The sequence below is a fragment of the Martelella sp. FOR1707 genome (assembly GCF_053484265.1).
The window spans coordinates 149,314-170,748 of record NZ_JBAKFP010000005.1; the positions used below are offsets into that span (position 1 = coordinate 149,314).

Consider the following 21,435-nt stretch of genomic DNA (forward strand, 5'->3'; position numbering starts at 1 on the left):
AGAGCACGGAGACTGCGGCTTTTAGGGCTTACGCCCTCTACCCCTCTCTGTCGCGTTCGCGACATCTCCCCCTCAAGGGGGGAGATCGATTGGGGGCTATGCGGTTCGTCTGAGAAAAAGGTCGCCCACTGCGGCAATGAAAGGTTCTAAATTGGCTGAAGCAGATTTTGTCATAGTGGGTTCCGGTTCCGCGGGCGCGGCGATGGCCTATCGGCTGTCGGAGGACGGGAAATATTCGGTGCTGGTGCTGGAATATGGCGGTACGGATATCGGGCCGTTCATCCAGATGCCGGCAGCGCTTTCCTATCCGATGAACATGAAGCGCTATGACTGGGGCTTTACCTCCGAGCCGGAGCCCAACCTCGGCAACCGCCGGCTCGCCACCCCGCGCGGCAAGGTGATCGGCGGATCGTCCTCGATCAACGGCATGGTCTATGTGCGCGGCCACGCGATGGACTTCGACCACTGGGCCGAAAGCGGTGCGAGCGGCTGGGGCTATGCGGATGTGCTGCCCTATTACAAGCGCATGGAAAACTGGCATGACAGCGGCCATGGCGGCGATCCGTCCTGGCGCGGCAATGCCGGTCCGCTGCATGTCACCCGCGGCCCGCGCAAGAACCCGCTGTTTCACGCCTTTGTCGAGGCGGGTAAACAGGCAGGCTTCGAGCTGACGGATGACTATAACGGCGAGAAGCAGGAAGGCTTCGGGCCGATGGAGCAGACGGTGTGGAAAGGCCGGCGTTGGTCGGCGGCGAATGCTTACCTCAAGCCCGCGCTGAAGCGCGAGAACCTCGACCTCATCCGCTGTTTCGCCCGCAAGGTGATCATCGAGAACGGCCGCGCCGTCGGCGTCGAGATCGAGCGCGGCGGCAGGGTCGAAACGGTGCGGGCGCGCCGCGAGGTCATCCTCGCCGCCTCCTCGATCAACACGCCGAAACTGCTGCTTCTGTCCGGCATCGGTCCGGCTTCGGAGCTGGCCGAACACGATATCGCCGTCGTTGCGGACCGTCCCGGCGTCGGCAAGAACCTGCAGGACCATCTGGAGGTCTATATCCAGCAGGCGAGCACCCAGCCGATCACGCTCTACAAGCACTGGAACCTGTTCGGAAAGGCGCTGGCGGGGGCACAATGGTTATTCTTCAAGAACGGCATCGGCGCCTCGAACCAGTTTGAGAGCGCCGCCTTCCTGCGCTCGGCGGCGGGCGTCGATTATCCCGATATCCAGTATCACTTCCTGCCGATGGCGGTGCGCTATGATGGCACGGCGGCAGCCGAGGGTCATGGCTTCCAGGCCCATGTCGGCCCGATGCGCTCGCCCTCTCGCGGCGAGATCACGCTGAAAAGCGCCGATCCGGCGGAGGACCCGAAGATCGTGTTCAACTATATGAGCCATGAGAAAGACTGGGCCGATTTCCGCCGCTGCGTGCGTCTCACCCGCGAGATCTTCGCGCAAGCCGCCTTCGATCCCTATCGCGGCAAGGAAATCCAGCCGGGCTCCGATATCCAGAGCGATGACGAGATCGACGGCTTCATCCGTGAGCATGCCGAAAGCGCCTACCACCCCTGCGGAACGGCGAAGATGGGCGCGGCCAGCGATCCGATGGCGGTGGTCGATCCCGAATGCCGGGTCATCGGCGTCGACGGACTGCGGGTTGCCGACAGCTCGATCTTCCCGCGCATCACCAACGGCAATCTCAACGCGCCGTCGATCATGGTCGGCGAAAAGGCCAGCGACCACATCCTCGGCCGCCACCCGCTTGCGCCCGAAAATGCCGAGCCGTGGATGAACCCGCGCCGGCACACGTCGGACCGATAGGCGAGCCGCCACTTACCTCTTTGATTTTCAATAGTTATTTCTGAGACCGAATGTCCGATCCGGGCGTTCGGTCCAAGCCTCCCTGCGCGCCGGTTCCGCCGTGACGCGGCTATTCGTCCATCGCAAGAACCTCTTTTGCGGGCGCTTGACGAACCCAATTTCCATATTCTATAGAATATAGAACACGCAACGCGGAGGAGGAGCAAGTCGTGAAAAGCATGATTGGAGGAAAGGGTGCCGCAAGACGGCGCGTGCTCAAGGGGATGGCTACGGCTTTGGTGCTGGCGGCAATGCCGCTCGCTGCGGCCCATGCGCAGGAGGGCCTGGGTTCGCCGGGCGATCCGGTCGAAATCAAGATCATGGCCAATGAGGCATTCGCCAATACCTGGCAGACAATTCTGGTTCCGGAATTCAACAAGAAGTTTCCGAATGTCGAGGTGCGCATCGACGGCGTTCCCTATACGGAACTGCTCGCCAAGATGATGCTCGATGCCACGAGCCCCGATCCGGAATATGATATCCTGCTGGCGGATGATCCGTGGGTGCCGCAGCTCGCCTCAATCGGCGCGCTGATGGATCTCAAGGGCGACGAGATCGCCGCGATCACCGACGCGGATTACGACTGGGCCGATTTCAATGCCGCGCCGCTTGCCGCCGGCGAATGGGATGGCGTCCAGTATGCGGTCCCGGTCCGCTCCAACATGCTTTTGATGTTCTATAACCGCTCACTCTATGACAAGGCCGGCGTGCCCGCGCCGACGCCGGAGCTTACCTGGACGCAGTTCTTCGAAAATGCGCCGAAGCTGGTCCAGGATACCGATGGCGACGGCAAGGTCGATGCCTGGGCGATCGATACCTATTTCGTGCGCGAGCCGCTGACGCCGACCATTTGGCAGTCAATTCTCAATGCCAATGGCGGCAGCCTGCTCGATGATGACGGCAACCCCGCCTTTGCAAACGAAGTCGGCGTCGCCTCGCTGGAAACCCACAAGCGTCTGCTGGACTATGCGCCGCCCGGCGGCCTCAGCCATGGCTTCTCGGAATCGCTCCAGGCCTTCCGCCAGGGCGCGGTCGCCAACATGATTACCTGGGGCAGCGTCTACAAGTCGACCGCCGTCGATCCGCAGTCGACGACGCTCACCACCGATGAGGTCGGCATTCAGGTGCTTCCGGTCGGCGATGTCCGCGCCGGCACGCATCGCGGCATCTGGATTGCCGGGATCAGTAGCAAGACGGAACATCCCGAGGCGGCATGGGCCTTCCTCCAGTGGCTGACCTCCAAGGAGGGCGAGAGCGTAAACGCCGCGCTGGTCGGCTCGTTCCCGGCCCGCAAGTCGACGCTTTCCGGAGAGCCGAGCGAGCCGTGGTTGGCGCCGGTCTATGCCACGCTGCAGAATGCCTATGAAGTTGCCGAAGAGGGCAAGATGTGGCGCATCCGCAGCCCGAAATCGGATGCCGCCCAGCAGGTGCTTGCGGATGAAGTTGCCCGCGCGCTTGCCGGTCAGGCGACCGCGCAGGAGGCGCTCGATACCGCCTCCAAGAAGATTTCCAGGGTGCTGAACTAGGCCGTTCAGCCAACCAGACGATACGGATGCGGGGCATTCCCGCATCCGCCGCCGAACTTCCAGAATTTATCGAGAGCTTTTGCCGGCGGAGACGCGGCGCGAGCGAGATCGTGTCGATGCTTTCGGCATCGAATGCCTGGGTCGGAGATATCCGCGCCCATACCGACTGAGGACCATGATGCCAACGAAGGCCATAATCAGTGACGTCAAGACGCTGTCCTGCAGCAATTCCTGGCGCAACTACAATTTCCTGAAGATCACCACCGAGGACGGGATCGTCGGCTGGAGCGAGTTCGACGAGTATTTCGGCTCGCCCGGCGTCGGCGCGGCGATCAGCCAGATTGCGCCGCGCATGATCGGCAAGAGCGCGATGCATCACGAGCATATCCGCGAGGATCTGCGCAATGTCACGCGGCCCGGCTCCGGCGGCGTCGTCGGCCAGGCGCTGGGGGCGATCGAAAACGCGCTTCTCGACATCAAGGCCAAGGCGCTGGACGTGCCCTGCCATGTTCTGCTCGGCGGCAAGGTGCGCGACAGGATCCGGGTCTATTGGTCGCATTGCGTGTCCTATCGCACCCGCACCCAGCATTTCTCGCCCGGCATCACCGATATCGACGGTGTCAAGCAGATCGCCCGCGAGGTCGGCGAAAAGGGGTTTTCGGCGCTCAAGACCAATATCTTCCGCTATGACGCGGAGGGCCGGATCGAGCCCTGGTCTCCCGGCTTCGGCCGTCCCTACGAGACCGGCCGCAATGTCGAGCGCAAGACGCTTGCCGGCCTGCGCCAGCATCTCGAGATCATGCGCGAAGCCGCCGGTCCCGACATCGACATGCTGCTCGACCTCAATTTCAACGGAAAGACGGACGGCTATGTGAAGATGCTGCGGGAGATCGCCGATCTGGACCTGTTCTGGGTCGAGATCGACACGCTCGATCCCGAGGCGCTCGCCTATATCCGCTCGCAGAGCCGGCATCCGATCGCCTCGTGCGAGACCCTGATCGGTCTGCAGCAGTTTCTGCCCTTCTTCCGCGCACAGGCCGTCGATGTCGCGATCATCGATACGCCGTGGAACGGCGTCTGGCAGTCGATGAAGATCGCCGCCGCGGCGGAGGCCTACGAGACCAATGTCGCCTGCCACAATTTCTATGGTCATCTGTGCACGATGATGAATGCGCATTTCTGCGCGGCAGTGCCGAACCTCACGATCATGGAAACCGATATCGACCGGATCGGCTGGGATGCGGAAATTTTCACCCATCAGCCGGAATTCAAGGACGGCTATCTCATCCTTCCCGACAGGCCCGGCTGGGGCACGGAACCGATCGAGGCGGCGCTTGCCAAGTATCCGCCGGTTCCAGGCGCCGGCATGTGGCAGCGCACCGAAGCCTCGAAGCTTTCGGTATAATGGCAAGCGAGGGAGGCGCGGGCTTCGATCATGAATGAGAAAGTGGATGTCCTCATCATCGGCGCGGGCGCGTCCGGCGCGGCCGTGGCCTGGAGCCTTGCCGATACCAGGATGCGTATCCTGTGCCTGGATCAGGGGGACTGGCAGAATACGTCAGATTTCCCCAGCAACGGGCGGGACTGGGAAGCGCGCCTGACGGAGGACTTCGCCCTCAGCCCGAACCGTCGGCGGCTTGCCGCCGACTATCCGGTCAATGACGACGATTCGCCGATCAAGATCTCCAATTTCAACGGCGTCGGCGGCGGCACCATCCTCTATGCCGGGCACTATCCCCGGCTCCACCCCTCCGATTTCAGGGTCCGCAGCCTGGATGGCGTCGCCGATGACTGGCCGATCGACTACGAGACGCTGGAGCCCTTCTTCGCGCTCAACGACCGGATGATGGGCGTTGCCAGCCTGGCGGGCGACCCGGCCTATCCTACGAAAGATCAGGTCATGGGGCCGATCCCGCTCGGGCGCACGGGCGAGGTGCTGGGCAAGGCCATGAACGATCTCGGCTGGCACTGGTGGCCGTCGGATGCGGCGATCGCGACGCGAGAATATGAGGGCCGCGCGCCCTGCATCAATCTCGGCCAATGCGGCTCCGGTTGCGCTCAGGGGGCCAAGGGCACGACCGATCTGACCTACTGGCCGGAGGCGCAGCGCGCGCGCGTCGAGATACGGCCGCGCTGTCGCGTCAGCCGGATCGAGACCGGCCCGGACGGCATGGCGACGGGCGCTCACTATTTCGACGCGGACGGCAAGGAGCAGTTCCAGCCGGCCGAGATCGTGATCCTTGCCTGCAACGGTATCGGCACGCCGCGCCTGTTGCTGAACTCGGCGTCCGGCCGCTTTCCTGATGGCCTCGCCAATTCCAGCGGCCTTGTCGGGCGCAACCTGATGCTCCACCCCTATGCCCAGATACGCGGCCATTTCGACCAGCCGATGGATGGTCATCGCGGCTCGCCGATCTGCATCTGGAGCCATGAATTCTATGAGACGGAAGCGGCGCGCGGCTTCGTGCGCGGCTATTGCTATCAGTTTTCGCGCGGCATGGGCCCGGTTCGCACGGCGATGACCGGCATGGCGGATGGCCTGCTGCCCTGGGGCGAGGACCATCATGATGCCTTCCGCCGCCTGTTCGGCCACAGCGCCGGCATGCTGGCGATCTGCGAGGATCTGCCCGAGGCGCAAAATCGTGTCACGCTCGATCCCGATCTGAAGGATGAAAACGGCATTCCAGCGCCGAAGATCAGCTACCGGCTGAGCGAGAATTCGCGCCTCATGCTCGACCATTCGGTCGCGCGCGGCATCGAGATACTGGAAGCCGCCGGCGCGCGCGATATCACCACCCGGTCGCCGCTGCCCTATGCCGGCTGGCATCTCATGGGAACGGCGCGCATGGGCACGGACCCGGAGAGCTCCGTCGTCAATGAATGGGGCCGCAGCCACGATGTGAAGAACCTGTTCATCGTCGACGGCAGCGTTTTCGTCACCTCCGGCGGCGTCAACCCGACCTCGACGATCCAGGCGGTGGCGCTCTACGTCGCCGACCAGATCAAGACCCGCCTCTACGAGCTTTTTGATTGAACCGGCCATGACACAGACGATGACAGACCGCGCGGAACCGCCGCCATTCGAGGACGATAGCAAGACGCTGCTTGCGATCGTCGGACACATGATCCCGGCAAGCGCGCGCCACGGCGTGCCCGGCGCCGATGATCCGGCGATCTATGCCGATATCCTGCGATCGGTCGGCCGTGACCGGCAGGCGCTGGCAGAGGCGCTGGCGGCGGTCGAGGCGCGGGCCGTGACCGGCTTTGCCGGGCTTTCGCGCGAGGAGCAGGCCACGATCCTGCGGGTCTTCCGCGCCGATGAGCCGGCGCTTGCCGGCGTGATGGAGGCCGTCACCGCGCGCTGCTATTATCGCGATGACAGGGTCATGGCATCGATCGGCATCGAGGTCCGTCCGCCGTTTCCGGAAGGATATGCGGTGGAGGCGGGCGACCTGTCGCTGCTTGATCCGGTGCGGGCGCGCGGTCCGATCTGGCGTGCGCCCTGAACAAGGCGCGCACTGGCGACAGCGAGAAAGATGCCATCGGATGAGGGGCGGAAAGGACGAGGAAGCATGAGAGGAGACCGGGATGACGACTGAGACTGCATTGCGCCGCGATGCCGCGGATGGCGGGGCCGCCCGCCACGCCCGGCGGCATGCGCTCGCCGACCTTCTTGGCCGCTGGTCATTCCTGATGCCGAGCATGCTGGTGCTGATCGTCATGCTGGCCTATCCGATCTTCTACACGATCGAGATCAGCTTCTCCTCCTTCGATCTTGCGAGTTTCAGCGCCGATCAATGGGTCGGCTGGGAGAATTACCGCGAGGTGATCGGCGACTACCGGTTCTGGGAATCGCTGAAGGTCACGCTGATCTATCTGGTGATCGCCCTGCCGCTGCAGGTCGTGCTCGGCTTCGGCATCGCCTATCTTATCAATGCCGAGTGGTGGGGCCGGAGCATATTGCGCGCGCTGTTCATCATTCCCATGGTCGTTGCCCCCGCGGTCGCCGGCGGCATGTGGCGGATGATCCTCGATCCGCTCTGGGGCATCGCCAATTACTGGCTCGGCCTTGTCGGTCTCGGCCCGCTCGACTGGTTCGGCGACGCCAGGCTCGCCATGGCCTCGATCATCATCATCGACACATGGCGCTGGACCCCGTTCATCGTGCTGATCGCCACCGCCGCGCTGCTTGCCCTGCCCAAGGATGTGTTCGAGGCCGCCAAGATCGACGGCGCCGGCTGGTGGTCCACGCTCTGGTCCGTCGCCGTGCCGCTGCTGGTGCCCGTGATCGCGGCCACCTTCGTTATCCGCTGGCTCGGCGCGGTGAAGATGTTCGACATTGTGCTCGCCGCCACCTATGGCGGGCCGGGCAAGGCCACCAATGTCATCAACCTGTTCATCTACGAGGAGGCGTTCCGCTCGCTGCGCTTTGCCGAATCCGCGGCGATGGCCGTGATCGTGCTGATCCTGACCATGGTGCTGACCGGCATTTTCCTGCGCGGCAGCCGCAAGCTGGAGGAACTGTTTTGAGCGCCCCCGTCCCATCGTCAGCGCCTGCAGGCGCGTTCGGGCACAGGCTGCGGATCGCCGCCGCCATCATCGTCAGCCTGTTCTTCCTGTTTCCGATCTACTGGATGGTGCTGACCTCGTTCAAGCAGCAGGTGGACATCTTCACCAATCCGCCGACCTTCTTCTTCACGCCGACGCTTGCGACCTACAAGGAATATATCGCGCGCGCCGATATCGTCCGGCGGCTGATCAACACCGTCATCGTCGCCACCGGCTCCGGGCTGCTGTCGATCGTGGTCGGCACCATGGCAGGTTATGCGCTTGCCCGCATCCGGCTGCGTGGAGCCGGCACGATCGGGCTTTTGATCCTGTTGTCGCGCGGCGTGCCCCCGATCGCGCTGGCGGTTCCGATGTTTCTTGTGGCGCGCAAGTTCGGGCTGACCGACAAGCACATCACCCTGATCCTCGCCTACAGCACCTTTCTGATCCCCTATGTGATGTGGCTGATGCGCAGCTTCTTCCTTTCGCTGCCGAAGGAACTCGAGGAATCCGCCATGATCGACGGATGCTCGCGTTATGGCGCCTTCTTCAAGATCATCCTGCCGATCTCGCTGCCTGGCCTGCTCTCGACTCTGATCTTCAGCATGATTCTGGCCTGGGAGGAACTGCTGTTCGCCCTCGTGCTCACCAACCGCAATGCCTCGACCATACCGGTGGCGATTGCCGGTATTGCGGGCGACACGGTCAACGGCGCGAACTGGGGCGCGCTCACCGCGGTCGGCACGATCACCGTCGTTCCGGTGGTGATCTTCGCGCTTCTGGTGCAGAAGTGGCTTATCAAGGGCTTGGCTGACGGCGCGACCAAGGGATAATTGCGCCGGAGCCTCAAAACCGGAACTGGACGGAAACCATGGACCACCCGAAGACCTACATGACCAAGGCCGAACATGCCCGGCAGCATATCCAGGATATGGTGCTGTCCGGCACGGTCGGCCCGGGCGACAGGATCACCACGCGGGAAGTGTCGCTTGCGCTCGGCATCAGCGAGACGCCGATCCGCGAGGCGATCCGCAGCCTTGCCTCCGATGGCTGGCTGGAGGTGCAGAACCATATCGGCGCCGTGGTGCAGGGCCTGCGCGCCGAGCAGATCCGCGAGATCAGCGCCCTGCGCGGCCTGATATGCGGCCTTGCGGTGGAGCTTGGCGCCCGGAATTTCGATGCAGAACGGCTGGCGAAGATCGACGAGAACATCGCGATCTCGGCCACGGCGCTGCAAGCCGAGGATTTCGACCTGTTCGGGTCCAAGAACTACGAGTTTCACCTGCTGCTCTGCGACAATCCTGAATCGCCCTGGTGCCGCAGGCTGCTTGAAAACATGCATGGCCTCATGTCGGCCCAGCGCCACGGCATTCCGCCGCAGCCGGGGCGTCTCGCCGATGCCCTGGAAGAGCATAAGGCCATCCGCGACCGGCTGCGCGCGGGCGATTTCACGGCTGCGGCCGCGCTTGTGAACCAGCACGAAAAGAACACCGGCGATTTCCTGATCGATCTGATCGAGGCCGCGCCGGCCAAGGGCGCGAACCGACGGGCCGAGGGCCGCCGCGCTTCCGCGACATAAATCAGGCGTCCCGGAAAGGGGCGGCAAAGGGAGGAGTTTTGGAATGGGTACGGTTCAAATCCGCAAGGTGCGCAAATCCTACGGCGCGGTCGAGGTGCTGCACGGCGTCTCGATCGATATCGAGGATGGCGAATTCGTCGCGCTGGTCGGCCCTTCCGGGTGCGGAAAATCGACCCTTCTGAGAATGATCGCCGGGCTTGAAGGCATTACCGGCGGCGACATCGTGATCGGCGACCGCGTGGTCAACCACGTCGCGCCGAAGGATCGCGACATCGCTATGGTGTTCCAGAACTATGCACTCTATCCCCACAAGAATGTCCGCGACAATATGGGCTTCGCGCTCAAGCAGCGACGCGTGCCGAAAGCGGAGATCGAGCGGCGCGTCGGCGATGCCGCGCGCATTCTCGGGCTCGAGCCGCTGCTTGAGCGTAAGCCGCGGCAATTGTCCGGCGGCCAGCGCCAGCGCGTCGCCATGGGCCGCGCGATCGTGCGCGATCCCAATGTGTTCCTGTTCGACGAGCCGCTCTCCAATCTCGACGCCAAGCTCCGCGTGCAGATGCGCTCCGAGATCAAGGAGCTGCACCAGCGGCTGAAGACCACGACCATCTACGTGACCCACGATCAGATCGAGGCAATGACGCTTGCCGATCGCGTCGTGGTTTTGAATGGCGGCGTGATCGAGCAGGAAGGCCCGCCGCTCGAGCTTTACGACAAGCCGGCCAGCCTGTTCGTCGCGGCCTTCATCGGTTCGCCGCCGATGAACTTCCTGCAGGGCGATATCGTCGCCGGGAACGGGCTGAAGCTTGCCGACGGGCGGATATTGCCGCTGCCCACCGCCGAACCGAAGGGGCGGCAGCGCGTCACGGTCGGCGTCAGGCCCGAGCATTTCGTGCTTGCCGAAAGCGGCTGGCCGGCGATGGTCACGATTGTCGAGCCGACGGGTTCGGAAACCCAGATCACGGCCCGCCTTGCCGACGAGGTTATCCGCATCCTGGTGCGCGGGCGCACGGATGCGGAGCCGGGCGATACGATCCATCTGCAAGTCGCGCCGGATGCGATCCATTTCTTCGATGCCGCTCCGGTGCCGGAACTGGCGCTGGAAGATCCGGTGTGACCGCGCGAAAGGAAAAGACCGATGCTTGAACTCAGCAATTTCTATATCGACGGTCGCTGGACGCCAGCGGCTTCGACAGCAAGCCACACGCTGGTCGACGCCACCACCGAGCAGCCCTTCGGCACGGTTGCGCTTGCCGGGACAGACGAGGTCGATGCCGCAGTGGCGGCCGCCAAGCGCGCCTTTCCGGCATGGGCGGAAAGCGATCCGGAAGTCAGGGTCGCGCTCGTTAAACGCATCCACGATATCTATGCCGGCCGCATCGAAGAGATGGCGCGCGTCATCTCTCAGGAAATGGGCGCGCCGATCGAGCTTGCCCGCACCCGTCAGGCGGCGGCAGGCCTGCGCCATATGACCAATTTTCTTACCGCCATGGAGCATTTCGATTTCGTAAGGCCGCTCGGGCCGCATGCGCCGGATGATCGCATCCTGATGCAGCCGATCGGCGTCGTCGGCCTGATCACGCCGTGGAACTGGCCGATGAGCCAGGTCGCGCTGAAGGTCATACCGGCGCTTCTTGCCGGCTGCACCATGGTGCTGAAGCCGTCGGAGCTCGCGCCGCTGTCTTCCAACCTGCTCGCCGAGATCATTCACGAGGCCGGCGCGCCCGCGGGCGTCTTTAACCTCGTTAACGGCGATGGCGCGACCGCCGGCGCGCGGCTCGTCGAACATCCCGATGTCGCGATGATCAGCTTTACCGGCTCCACCCGCGCGGGGGCCAGCATCATGCGCGGCGCGGCCGACAGCTTCAAACGCGTCGCGCTGGAACTGGGCGGCAAGGGCGCCAACCTCATCTTTGCCGATGCCGACGAGGATGCCGTCGCGCGCGGCGTGCGGCAATGCTTCATCAACAGCGGCCAGAACTGCAACGCCCCGACCCGGATGCTGGTCGAGCGTTCGGTCTACGAGACCGCCGTGGAAAAGGCGCAAGCGGCGGCCGGCGCGATCGCGCTCGGCCCCTCATCGGCCGAGGGGAAGCATATGGGGCCGGTGATATCGAAGGGGCAGTTCGACAAGATCCAGGACCTGATCGAGACCGGCATTCGCGAGGGCGCGCGGCTGGTGGCGGGTGGTCCCGGCCTGCCGACCGGCTTCAACCGCGGCTATTTCGTCCAGCCGACGGTGTTCGCCGATGTCGACAACGCCATGACCATCGCGCGCGAGGAGATTTTCGGCCCCGTTCTCAGCATCATCCCGTTTGCCGATGAGGAGGAGGCTGTGGCGATCGCCAACGACACGCGCTACGGCCTCACCAATTATGTCCAGAGCGGCGATGGCGCGCGGCGCAACCGGCTGGCGCGGCTGCTGCGCTCCGGCATGGTCGAGATGAACGGCGAGCCGCGCGGTGCCGGCTCGCCCTTCGGCGGCGTCGGCCATTCAGGCGGCGCGCGCGAGGGCGGCGTCTGGGGGCTCGAGGAATACATGACCGTGAAATCGGTCTCTGGCTGGTCGTCGTAACCGGCACAACGTTCCTTGGCGGCAATGGCGGCCAAGGGAATGTGCCCAACAAAAAACCCGGCCTCGCGGCCGGGTTTTTTCAATTCAGAAAGTGCTGCGCCGCTCAGTTGGCCGGCTGCTGCACCTTGGCGCGGGCCTGTTCCTCGGCCATGCGCTTCTGGAACATCTGCGCGAAGTCGATCGGGTCGACGAGCAGCGGCGGGAAGCCGCCATTGCGGGTGGCGTCGGCGACGATCTGGCGGGCGAAGGGGAACAGCAGGCGCGGGCATTCGATGAACAGCATCGGCAGCACGTGCTCCTTCGGGAAGTCGGCCACGCGGAATACGCCGCCATAGACCAGTTCGCAGAGGAACATCGGCTTGTCGTTCGACTTGGCTTCCGCCTTCAGCGACAGCAGCACGTCGTAGGTGTCGTCGCCGAGCGGGTTGGCGTTGACATTGACGGAGATGTTGATCGCCGGCTGGGCGTCGCGCTTCTGCAGCGAGGCGGGAGCTCCCGGATTTTCGAAGGAAAGATCCTTGATGTACTGGGTGAGAATGCTCAGTGCAGGGCTCGGCTTCTTCTCCGCCGCTCCGTTTTCCTCGGCCATTGCGCGTCCTTTCGAGTAATGTCGTTGTGTGCGAATTAGCATCTCGCCGGCGGGCGTACAACCCTTCGTGCCGGCGGTTCGGGCCGTGAAGGCCTGCATTTCAGCCTATTTGGGCTTGTCGTTGTCGTCGGGCTTGCCCTTGCCCGCCCAGGGCGAATTCGGATCGGGGTCGTGGGAGAAATCATTGGCATCGAGATCGACCACTTTCGGCCCCTCGCGCGGGCCTTCGTGGCTGGGCGGCTCGCGCCTCGTGTAGCTGAACCCGGCGGAGCGCTCGGAAACCACCACCATGTTGCGGCTCATCCGCTTCCACACGAAATCGCGAAACGGCGGCACAAACAGCAGGAAACCGCAGATATCGCTGACGAAACCGGGCAGCAGCAGCAGGATGCCGGCGAGCACGATCATGCCGCCATGCACGAGGTCGCGGCCCGGATTGCCGCCGTCGCGGACGTCCTGGTTCAGCCTCTGCAACACGCTGAAGCCCTGGATACGCAAAAGGATCGCGCCGATCACGGCGGTCAGCATGATCAGGCCCAGCGTCGGAAACAGGCCGATCGCGCGGCCGACGACGATGAAGCCGGCGATTTCGATGAACGGGTAGAGAATGATGGCGATGAGAAGCGGCAAGTCGGTTTCCTGTCTGGCTTGTCTTTTCCAGATTGTATTTTCTGGCTTTCTTTCCCTTTTCGCGGCCCATGGGAAATGCGCTTGATAATCCGATGTGTTACATTTGAATCATGGCCCTGTGAAGTCTATATGGGGATAGGAAAACAACAAGGAAAGCCGCGGGTACGACGAAATGGGCACAAGCGATCTGATAACCCTCTTCTTCCTGATTGCGGCTGTGGTGATTTTCTTCCAGCTTCGCAACGTTCTCGGGCGGCGCACCGGCAACGAAAAGCCACGTTACGAGCAGACGCCGGTGCGTTCGCGCACCGATGCGCTGGAGCCGGGACGCGGCGAGGGCAAGGTGATCACTCTGCCGGGCGTCGAGAAGGAACAGGAAGCCGCCCGCAAGGCCGCGATCGACAGGATCGCGCCGGCGGGAAGCGACGTCAATTCCGGCCTCCAGGCGATTGCCGCCGCCGATCCGCAGTTCGATCCCGACGCCTTCCTGAAGGGCGCGCGCTCGGCCTATGAAATGATCGTGATGGCCTTTGCCGAGGGCGACCGGCGCAGCCTCAAGAACCTTCTGTCGAAGGAGGTCTATGACGGCTTCAACGCCGCCATCAGCGAGCGCGAGGCCAAGGGCGAGACGGTGCGGGCGAATTTCGTCGGCATCGAGAAGGCGGAGATTACCGAGGCGGAGGTCGAAAAGTCCGAAGCCCGGATCACGCTCCGCATCGTCAGCCAGATGATCTCGGCCACCTATGGCAGGGATGGCGAGGTCGTCGAGGGCGATCCGGAAGAAATCGCGGAAATCCGGGATCTCTGGACCTTCGCCCGCGACACCAAGGCGCGCGATCCGAACTGGAAGCTGATCGCCACGGCCTCCGAATAGGCGATTGATCCGGCGGCGCCTGCCGCCTGACGGGAGTTCGACTGATGAGCCGGCGCAAGCTCTCGTCCGAGGAACGCGATTTGTGGAACAAGGTAGCCCGCACGGCGCGGCCGCTTCCCGGCCGCAAGGCGGAAAAACTTGAGGCCCCGGACGAAAATTTCGCCGAGATGATGAGCCCGAAAGCGCCCGCACCCATAAAGGCCGAGCCGCCGCGCGCCGGCGTTTCGCCGCTTGCGCTCCGGCAGCCGAAGGAGCCGCGCCACCATCCGCTCGAGCGGCCGGTGAAACGGAAGCTCGCCAGCGGGCGGATCGGCATCGATGCCCGCATCGATCTGCACGGCCTGTTTCAGGACGAGGCCCATGCGCTGCTTCTATCCTTCCTGCGCCGCGCCCATGAACGCGGCCACCGCCATATCCTGGTGATCACCGGCAAGGGCGCGTCGCTTGGCAGCGACGGCGTGCTGAAGCGCACTGTGCCGCTATGGTTCTCGCTGCCGGATTTTCGGCCGCTGATTTCCTCCTATGAGACCGCCGCCCGCCAGCATGGCGGCGAAGGCGCGCTTTATGTCCGCCTTGCGCGCCGGAAGGGAGGGGCGGCATGACCCCCTTCGGCGATGCCGTGCGCGAATTGCGGGCAAGACGCGGCGTCACGCAAAAGCAGATGGCCGAGGCGATCGGCGTCTCCCCCGCCTACCTGTCCGCGCTGGAACATGGCCGGCGCGGCAAGCCGAGCTTCGATTTCCTGCAGCGGGTCGCGGGCTATTTCCACATCATCTGGGACGACGCCGAGGCGTTCTTCGAGATCGCCGACCAGTCCGATCCGCGTGTCGTGATCGACACGATCGGCCTGCCCTCCGCCCACACCGCCTTCGCCAACCATCTGTCGCGCAGTATCGGCCGGCTGGATGAGGATGCGGTGGCGGAACTGGAGGCGGTGCTGGAAAAGCATTTGAAACGCTGAGGCTTTGTCAGCCGCAGTCAGCCGAACAGTCCCCTGATCATGTCCTTGTCGTAGGGTTTCGACAGAATGCGGATATCTTCGAGGCCTTCGGGAAGCGTCAGGCTGTCGCCATAGCCGGAGGCGAACACGAAGGGTATGCCGTCGCGTTGCAGCCGCCGGGCCACCTCGAAGCTGGTCTCATTGCCGAGATTGATGTCGAGAAGGGCGAAGCCGAAAGGGCTGTCGCGCTGGTCGAGCATGCCCATCGCCGCCTCCACCGTCGGCGCGATGACGGTCTCCAGACTGCCGAGCTTCTCGAAGATCATCTCGGCATCCATGGCGATCATCAGATTGTCCTCGACCACCAGTACCGTTTCCGGGGGCGTGAAGACGGCCGCCGCGGCGACCTCATGGGCAGCGGCGGGCACCGACGCGGACTCCTCTGCAACCACATGTTCGCCCGGCAGCCAGAACGCGGCCGTCACGCCTTCAAGCCGATAGGAAATATCGGCCCGTCCGGACAACTCGAACGGTATTGTGCGCTCTATGATGGTCGAGCCGAAACCGCGGCGCTCCGGCGCTTTTACCGGCGGTCCGCCAATCTCGCGCCAGTCGATCTGGAGGCTTTCGTCCGGGCCGAGGCTCCAGTCGATCCTGACCGTGCCGCGCGGTGATGACAGCGCGCCGTATTTGGCGGAATTGGTCATCATCTCGTGGATCACCAGCGCCATCGCGGTATAGGCCTTCGACGTCAGAAGCACGTTGGGGCCGCTGGTTTCAAGCCGCGTCTTTCGGTCAAGCAGGTAGCTTTCCGCCTCCGCCTCGATCAGTTCCGTCAGCGCGGCCGGGGCCCAGTGGTGGCGCGTAATCTGGTCGTGGGCGCGCGCCAGCGTCTGCACCCGGCCATCGAGCTTGGCGACCAGTTCAGTGGTGGAGATCGCACCAACGCTGGTCTGCGATATCAGGCCGCGCACCAGGCCCAGAATATTGCGGACCCGGTGGTTGAGCTCGGCGATCAGCAATTCCTGCTTCTCATTGGCGCGCTTGCGTTCGCGCCCGGCCTCTTCCGTCAGCCGCAGCACGACTTCCAGCAGCATGATCCGCAATTGCGAGGCGGCGCGGATGTCGGCGGCGGACCAGGGCGCGCTCTGGCCGCGCACCGTGGTCTGCCAGGTTTCGAAACTCTTACGCGGCGTCAGCCTGGCGCCGTTCGGGCCGTAGCTCACCGGCTTTTCCGGATTGCCGGCCCAGTTGACCTGCTGCACCAGTTCGGCGCGGAAGAACAGCAGATAGTCGCGCGGCGAGCGCGAGATCGGGATCGACAGCACGCCGGCTGCCTTTTCGACAAGGCGCTCTGCGTCCGGCATGAATTTTTGGATCTCGTGATTGGCGTAGACGGCGTTGCCGGGCAGCGCGTTCAGATGGTCGCAGAGCGCGAGGATATCGGCCGCCTCCGGCGCATCGCCGCCGGTCACGACCTTGTTCTCCTGAACCACGGCGTAGCCATCGGCCTTGAGAATGTCGGCGAAGGATTCGGCGGAGGACCGCAGCAGTTCCGGCGTGGTGGTGTCTTTCGAAAGCGTGCGGGAAATATGCGTCGTCAGCCGGTGCACCACCTCGTCATTGGCGCGCTCGTCCGCCGAAAGGCGGGTCTGTAGCACCAGCGACAGCATGTGGCCGAACAGCAGCGCGGCGTTGCGAAGCCGCATCGAGGGCACATGGGGCGCGCCGTGGTGACAGGCGATCAGCCCCCACAGCGCGCCGTTGACGATCACCGAGATCGACATCGAGGCGCCGACATTCATGTTGCGCAGATATTCGAGATGGATGGTCGACACGCTTCTGAGCCGGCTTCCCGAAAGGTCCAGCACCTTGCCGTCACGGGCGAGGAGCGGCGCGCCCTCGTCGGCGACCGAGGCGATCAGCCGGATCGGGTTTTCGACATAGAGCGCGCGCGCCTGTTTGGGAATGTCGGTGGCGGGATAGCGCAGGTTCAGGAACGGTTCGAGATCGTGCTTCTTGGCTTCCGCCACCACTTCGCCGGTGTCGTCCGCGCCGAACTTGTAAAGCATCACCCGATCGAAACCGGTGATCAGCTTCACGAAGCGCACGGTGTGGCTATAGACCGCGGCGAAGGACGGAAGCTCGGCCATGCGGTCGATGGCGTTGCGCACATTGGCCATGTCGGTGGCAGCACCCTCCACCGGGGTGGCGGGCTCGAACTCGATGATGATGGTGTCGTTGAACCGGTGCACCGAGGCATCGAACCGGCTCTCAGAACCGGCGATGCTGAGGTCATAGATCACCTCGACGCCGCGATGCGGGTTGAGGAATTGCAGGCGGTTGCGGATGGTGTGGATCGTCTCCGCCGGCAACAGCGCCTCTGCCTGCCGGCCAAGCAACGGCGCTGCCGCGACGGCGAGAAAATTGCCGATGTTTTCGGAGACATGCGAGATCGTCCAGTCGGGCGCGACGGCGACCAGAAAGCCGAATTCCTGCACGCGGCCGAGAAGATGAATCGGCTCGCGATCGCAATTGGTCAGATCGACCCGGTCGTTCATTGCGCCTGTTCTCCTTCAAGATGGCAAACGGCCTCCAGATAGGCATCGAAAAGTGCCCTGGCTGACGTCACGGCCGTTGCGACGGCGCTTTGGGTTGCAGGCTGGGCGCTAAGCCAGACCCGGAAAGTTTTCCAGTGATCCTCGCCCTCGCCATGGCGCAGGAAGGCGACGGGGTAGGGCGCGCCGGCCTTCGCCAACTGGCCAAGCAGATAACGCGCGCCCAGCCGGGAGCCTTCCAGCACATAAGCCAGACCCGCGACCGAGCTGCTGTTGTCGGCGACGCAATCGCCGGCCGGCATTGAAAGCGCAAGCGCATCAAGATCGCGCGCAAGCGCCGCCGTGCGCAGCCTGTCGCCGGGAAGCGTCGCATAGAGCGGTTGGGCGGCAAGCCAGCGCTCGGCCTCAGGCAGCACGCGGGCATGCATCAGCAGGAAACGCTGATAGCCTTGGGGCGAGGCGAACGGAGTGCGGCTGACCGCGCGATCGAGGCGCTCATGCAGGTCGCTGGTATTGTTTCGCAGTTCGGCAAGCAGTTCCATTCGCCACTTTAGGGAAAATTAATATACGGGAAACGCGACCTTGTAGACGAATAATGCAGGCCGCGCCAGAAGATTGCGATTATGGGGAGACAGAAAGGGGCGGGCTTTAAACCAGATTAAACCGGGTCGCGATCGGCCGGTTCTATTCGCCCGTCAGCGCCCTGGCGGCCTGACGCAGGGCCTCGCGGAAGGCCCGGACGGAGGCCATGGTTTCGTGTTCGGCCAGCGTGACGAACCCGACCTGGATCTGCGGCAGCGTGAAACCGGGAATGTCGAGCGCGACCACCTCGCCGCCGGCGAGCCGGCTTTCAAGCATGAAACGCGGGGTGAGCGTCAGCACTTGCATTTCATGGGTCAGCGTGAGCAGCGAACCAGGGCCGGCGTTGAGCTCCAGCATTGGCTGGGGAAGGATCACGCCGTGGTTGCGCAGCTCGGTTTCGAGCTCGACGCGGTTATTGCTCTCTTCCGGCGGCAGCAGCCATGGCCACGCGGCCAGCTCGGCGATGTCGATGTCGGTTCGTTCCGCCAGCGGATGGTTCTTCGAACAGGCAATCACAAGATCGGAGCGCGTCAGCGGGTCGTGGCGCAACACCGGCATCACCTTTTTCGGGATATGGTTCCAGTCGATCCGCCCGACATAGCAGTCAAGCCGGCCCTCCCAGAGCTCGCGCAACACATCGCCGACAACGCCGACCGATATGCGGTAGCGGACCGCGCTCCTTTCGGCGTCGAGAATTTTGAGCGCTGCGGGCAGCAGATTGAAGTTCAGCGCCGGATTGGCGCCGATCCTGACGATCGGCGAGGGGCTGGTCTTCAGCTCGGCCACAAGATGGTCAAGCGAGGACAGCCCTGAGCGGGCACGCTCGAGGGCGACGCGGCCGGCGGGCGTCAGCTCGACGCCGCGCACCGACCGCGCCACCAGCTCGACGCCGAAGGCATATTCCAGGTCCTTCACCATTTGCGAAACCGCGGGCTGGGTCCGATTGAGGACCTGCCCGACGGCGCGCAGGGAGCGATGCTCGTCGATCAGTTCGAGGATGCGCAGATGCCTGAAACGCAGGCCATCGAGTCGGTGTGATGCACTAGCCATAAGCGTAACTTATCATATTGAAGAAAGTTTCTACTATTTCTTTTGGCTAAATCGGCAAATAGTGCAACCGAGGAGCGTGACGGCAGGCGTTTATCGCCGACGCGTCACCGATCGGGAGGAAAAATTGAGACGCGCCAATATCGTTTCCGGCGTTGTTCTGGCTCTTCTGGGCCTGTTTGCGCTTGTCTTCATCATTCCGAAAGGGATTAGCGAGGGGCCTCAGGGCATGATGTCGCCCCGCCTCGTGCCGAACATGATGATGATCGTCGTGGTCGCGCTGTCGGCCTTTCTGGCGTTTTCCAATCTGCGCGCCAAACCCGCGCCGGAGGATGCCGAGCCGACGATCACGCGCGGCGAAATGCTGGCGCTGGTCAAGATCGGCGCGGTGTTCCTGATCTCGATCGCGCTCTATTTGCTTCTCGCCCCGCTTGCCGGCGGCATCTTCCTGGTGGCGGCGAGCCTGATGCTTCTGGGCGAGCGGCGGCCGCTGGTGATCATCGGCATGACCGCCGGACTGCTGATCGCGGTCTGGCTGCTGTTTTACAAGCTGCTGGGGACGGGCATTCTATGAGCCATATCCTTCTCGGTTTTCAGGATGTCTTGCACCCGGCCACGCTGATATGGGTCGCGCTCGGCGTGTTCATCGGCTATGTCGTCGGCGCGCTGCCGGGGCTTGGCAAGGGCACCGGCGTGGCGGTCGCCATTCCGCTGACCTTCTATCTCACGCCGCCGGCGGCCATCGGCATGCTGATCGGCATCGCCAAGGGCAGCGGCGCGGGCAGCGCGGTCTCCGCCATCCTGCTCAACACGCCCGGCGAACCGTCCTCGGCGCCGACCGCGCTCGACGGCTATCCGCTGGCGCGCCAGGGCAAGGCGCAGAAGGCGCTGAAAATGGGCCTGTTCGCCTCGGTGATCGGCGATTTTCTCTCCACCATCATCCTGATCATGCTGGCCGCGCCGCTGGCGCGTTATGCGCTTTTGATCGGACCGGTGGAGCTCTGCGCGATCCTGCTGTTCTCGCTCACCTTCATCGGCGGGCTTTCCGGCACCTCGATGACCAAGGGGCTGATTGCCGGCGCGCTCGGCATCTTCTTCGCCACAATCGGGTTCGAGACCGAGACCTTCGTGCCGCGCATGAGCTTCGGTCTGCTGGAACTCGATGACGGCATCAAGCTGGTGCCGATGGCGATCGGCATGCTGGCGGTCGCCGAGATGGTGGTGCAGGCGGGCAATCTCAAGGCGCTCGATTCCGCGACCGACCAGATCCGCGACAGCGACAGGCGCGAGGACCGCGTGATCCTGTGGTCGGAGTGGCGTCGCTGCTTTCCCGCGATCGCGCGTGGCACGCTGATCGGCTCGGTCGTCGGCATCCTGCCGGGCCTTGGCGCGAGCGTTGGCTCGTTCATGTCCTATGGCGCAACCCGCAAGGCCTCCAAGACGCCGGAGAAATTCGGCAAGGGTATGATCGAGGGCGTGGCGGCCGCCGAAAGCGCGGACAACGCCGTCGTGCCGGCAAGCCTGATCCCGCTCTTCGCGCTCGGCATTCCCGGCAGCGTCATCGCCGCGATCCTGATCGCCGCCTTCATCCTGCACGGGCTGACGCCCGGCCCGCTGATGTTCAAGCAGCAGCCGCGCCTCGTCGCCGATGTCTATGCCGCGATGCTGTGCGCCAGCGTGATCATGCTGGCGATCGGCTATCTCGGCCAGCGCGTCTTCGCCCAGATCATCAAGGCGCCGATGCGGTTGATCATTCCGGGCGTGCTGCTTTTATGCAGCATCGGGGCCTACATGGAAACCGGCAGCATTTTCTCGATCTATGTGATGCTCGCCTTCGCGGTGGTGGGGTTCTTCGCGCGCAAGCTCGATTTTTCCTTCGTCACCTTCCTGATCGGCTTCGTCATCGGCCCCAATCTGGAGCTGAGCTTCCGCCAGTCGCTGCAACTGCTCGATCACAACGCACTCAACCTGCTGCAACACCCGATCGCGCTCGTCTTTCTGGTCCTGACCGTGGTGATTGCCTGGTGGATCGGCCATGGCAGCAAGATGGCGGTATCGCTCGGCCGGCACGACGCGCATGATTTTACCGGTCCGGAAGACCGGGACGTTTCTCGCAATCAAAAGGGAGGATGAGC

At 63.8% G+C, this 21,435-nt stretch carries 20 protein-coding genes; 15 read left to right on the forward strand and 5 right to left on the reverse strand.

The genetic code is table 11. The features are described 5' to 3' along the window. Positions 1-136: 136 nt before the first annotated feature. The 10 genes from betA (at position 137) to V6765_RS14995 (ending at position 12,080) form a co-directional block, all read left to right on the forward strand. On the forward strand, positions 137-1,816 hold the full coding sequence (gene betA / locus V6765_RS14950) for a choline dehydrogenase (RefSeq protein WP_448430133.1): 1,680 nt from the start codon (positions 137-139) through the stop codon (positions 1,814-1,816). A 218-nt stretch (positions 1,817-2,034) separates the two neighbouring features. Beyond that, complete coding sequence (locus tag V6765_RS14955) at positions 2,035-3,381, forward strand: ABC transporter substrate-binding protein (RefSeq protein ID WP_448430914.1); 1,347 nt, start codon at positions 2,035-2,037, stop codon at positions 3,379-3,381. A gap of 178 nt (positions 3,382-3,559) precedes the next feature. Continuing rightward, on the forward strand, positions 3,560-4,786 hold the full coding sequence (locus V6765_RS14960; protein ID WP_448430135.1) for a mandelate racemase/muconate lactonizing enzyme family protein: 1,227 nt from the start codon (positions 3,560-3,562) through the stop codon (positions 4,784-4,786). A 30-nt stretch (positions 4,787-4,816) separates the two neighbouring features. Next, entirely contained in the window at positions 4,817-6,415 is a 1,599-nt protein-coding gene (locus V6765_RS14965; RefSeq protein WP_448430137.1) for a GMC family oxidoreductase, read from the forward strand. Positions 6,416-6,422: 7 nt separating this feature from the next. Beyond that, the gene (locus V6765_RS14970) at positions 6,423-6,887 is read left to right on the forward strand and encodes a hypothetical protein (protein WP_448430139.1); all 465 of its coding nucleotides are present in this window, start codon (positions 6,423-6,425) and stop codon (positions 6,885-6,887) included. 82 nt (positions 6,888-6,969) lie between these two features. Then, on the forward strand, positions 6,970-7,911 hold the full coding sequence (locus tag V6765_RS14975; RefSeq protein WP_448430141.1) for a carbohydrate ABC transporter permease: 942 nt from the start codon (positions 6,970-6,972) through the stop codon (positions 7,909-7,911). Further along, positions 7,908-8,762: a carbohydrate ABC transporter permease gene (locus V6765_RS14980; RefSeq protein ID WP_448430143.1), complete on the forward strand. Its 855-nt coding sequence runs from the start codon at positions 7,908-7,910 to the stop codon at positions 8,760-8,762. Before V6765_RS14975 ends, V6765_RS14980 begins: the two co-directional genes overlap by 4 nt. A 38-nt stretch (positions 8,763-8,800) precedes the next feature. Then, positions 8,801-9,508: a GntR family transcriptional regulator gene (locus tag V6765_RS14985; protein WP_448430145.1), complete on the forward strand. Its 708-nt coding sequence runs from the start codon at positions 8,801-8,803 to the stop codon at positions 9,506-9,508. 43 nt (positions 9,509-9,551) lie between these two features. Further along, positions 9,552-10,622, forward strand: a complete 1,071-nt coding sequence (locus V6765_RS14990; protein ID WP_448430147.1) for an ABC transporter ATP-binding protein — start codon at positions 9,552-9,554, stop codon at positions 10,620-10,622. 21 nt (positions 10,623-10,643) lie between these two features. Continuing rightward, positions 10,644-12,080 (forward strand): aldehyde dehydrogenase family protein, encoded by a 1,437-nt coding sequence (locus V6765_RS14995; protein ID WP_448430149.1) that lies wholly within the window; start codon positions 10,644-10,646, stop codon positions 12,078-12,080. Between the two features lie 103 nt (positions 12,081-12,183). Here V6765_RS14995 and secB read toward each other — a convergent pair whose 3' ends face one another. Both secB and V6765_RS15005 read right to left on the reverse strand, forming a co-directional pair. After that, positions 12,184-12,669 carry a protein-export chaperone SecB gene (gene secB, locus V6765_RS15000; protein ID WP_448430151.1) on the reverse strand — a complete coding sequence of 162 codons (486 nt, stop codon included), beginning with the start codon at positions 12,667-12,669 and terminating at the stop codon, positions 12,184-12,186. 105 nt (positions 12,670-12,774) lie between these two features. Beyond that, positions 12,775-13,299, reverse strand: coding sequence for an FxsA family protein (locus tag V6765_RS15005; RefSeq protein WP_448430153.1), 525 nt, complete (start codon positions 13,297-13,299; stop codon positions 12,775-12,777). A gap of 172 nt (positions 13,300-13,471) precedes the next feature. On the opposite strand from V6765_RS15005, the gene V6765_RS15010 reads away from it, so the two are divergent. The 3 genes from V6765_RS15010 to V6765_RS15020 are packed head-to-tail and all read left to right on the forward strand — an operon-like array spanning position 13,472 to position 15,134. Next, on the forward strand, positions 13,472-14,173 hold the full coding sequence (locus V6765_RS15010; RefSeq protein WP_448430155.1) for a Tim44/TimA family putative adaptor protein: 702 nt from the start codon (positions 13,472-13,474) through the stop codon (positions 14,171-14,173). 44 nt (positions 14,174-14,217) lie between these two features. Then, the gene (locus V6765_RS15015; RefSeq protein WP_448430157.1) at positions 14,218-14,775 is read left to right on the forward strand and encodes a Smr/MutS family protein; all 558 of its coding nucleotides are present in this window, start codon (positions 14,218-14,220) and stop codon (positions 14,773-14,775) included. Then, positions 14,772-15,134 (forward strand): helix-turn-helix domain-containing protein, encoded by a 363-nt coding sequence (locus tag V6765_RS15020; protein ID WP_448430159.1) that lies wholly within the window; start codon positions 14,772-14,774, stop codon positions 15,132-15,134. The genes V6765_RS15015 and V6765_RS15020 overlap by 4 nt, the downstream gene beginning before the upstream one ends. A 17-nt stretch (positions 15,135-15,151) precedes the next feature. Here the strand turns inward: V6765_RS15020 and V6765_RS15025 are convergent, their stop codons facing one another. The 3 genes from V6765_RS15025 to V6765_RS15035 form a co-directional block, all read right to left on the reverse strand. Further along, entirely contained in the window at positions 15,152-17,674 is a 2,523-nt protein-coding gene (locus tag V6765_RS15025) for an HWE histidine kinase domain-containing protein (RefSeq protein WP_448430161.1), read from the reverse strand. Continuing rightward, positions 17,671-18,213: a biliverdin-producing heme oxygenase gene (locus V6765_RS15030; RefSeq protein WP_448430163.1), complete on the reverse strand. Its 543-nt coding sequence runs from the start codon at positions 18,211-18,213 to the stop codon at positions 17,671-17,673. Before V6765_RS15030 ends, V6765_RS15025 begins: the two co-directional genes overlap by 4 nt. 142 nt (positions 18,214-18,355) lie before the next feature. Beyond that, a complete protein-coding gene (locus V6765_RS15035; protein ID WP_448430165.1) occupies positions 18,356-19,303 on the reverse strand; it encodes a LysR family transcriptional regulator in 948 nt (315 codons plus the stop codon). Between the two features lie 124 nt (positions 19,304-19,427). On the opposite strand from V6765_RS15035, the gene V6765_RS15040 reads away from it, so the two are divergent. Further along, positions 19,428-19,874 (forward strand): tripartite tricarboxylate transporter TctB family protein, encoded by a 447-nt coding sequence (locus V6765_RS15040; protein WP_448430167.1) that lies wholly within the window; start codon positions 19,428-19,430, stop codon positions 19,872-19,874. Continuing rightward, positions 19,871-21,433 (forward strand): tripartite tricarboxylate transporter permease, encoded by a 1,563-nt coding sequence (locus tag V6765_RS15045; protein ID WP_448430169.1) that lies wholly within the window; start codon positions 19,871-19,873, stop codon positions 21,431-21,433. Before V6765_RS15040 ends, V6765_RS15045 begins: the two co-directional genes overlap by 4 nt. Positions 21,434-21,435 lie beyond the last annotated feature (2 nt).